Genomic DNA, 858 nt, shown 5'->3' on the forward strand with positions numbered 1-858 from the left:
CGGCGACCGCGTCGAGCAGCACCCAGACGTACGTGGCGGCGAACGCGGTGGACGGCAACGCCGGCAGCTACTGGGAGAGCGCCAACAACGCCTTCCCGCAGACGCTGACCGTGGACCTCGGCGCGGCGCGCCCGGTCGACCGGGTGGTGCTGAAGCTTCCGGCCGGCTGGGGGAGCCGCAGCCAGACACTGTCGGTGCTCGGTTCGACCGACGGGTCGGCGTACGCGACGGTGAAGGCGTCGGCGGCCTACGGCTTCGACCCGGCGTCCGGCAACACGGTGTCGATTCCCCTGCCGGCCGGCGACCGCCGGTTCGTCCGGCTCAGCTTCACCGGCAACACCGGCTGGCCGGCCGGCCAGGCCGCCGAGTTCGAGGTGTACGGCCCGACGACCACCACGCCCCCGCCCACCACCACCCCGCCGCCGAGCGGGAACCTCGCCGCCGGGCGGCCGGTCACCGAGACCAGCCACGCCGACGTGTACGTGGCGGCGAACGCGGTGGACGGCAACGCCGGCAGCTACTGGGAGAGCGCCAACAACGCCTTCCCGCAGTCGCTCACCGTCGACCTGGGCGCCACCCGCCAGGTGTCCCGGATCGTGCTGAAACTGCCACCGTCGTCGGCCTGGCAGACCCGGACCCAGACCCTGGCCGTGCTCGGCTCGCCCGACGGCTCCTCCTACTCGACGCTGAAGGCGTCCGCCGGCTACCCGTTCGACCCGGCCACCGGCAACACCGTCACCATCACCTTCCCGGCGACCGGCCAGCGGGTGTTGCCGGTGCAGGTCAGCCGCAGGTAGCGCTGGCCGGTCGCCGGGCAGGTGATGGTGACGGTGTTGCCGGTGGCCGGGTCGGACGGGT

At 73.4% G+C, this 858-nt stretch carries 1 protein-coding gene; it reads left to right on the forward strand.

Annotated elements, in window-relative coordinates; genetic code table 11:
- On the forward strand, positions 1-797 hold a 797-nt coding region (locus tag DKT69_RS00155; protein WP_146230939.1), incomplete at its 5' end, for a discoidin domain-containing protein.
- Positions 798-858 lie beyond the last annotated feature (61 nt).

The sequence above is a fragment of the Micromonospora sicca genome (assembly GCF_003172935.1).
Taxonomy (GTDB): Bacteria; Actinomycetota; Actinomycetes; order Mycobacteriales; family Micromonosporaceae; genus Micromonospora; species Micromonospora sicca.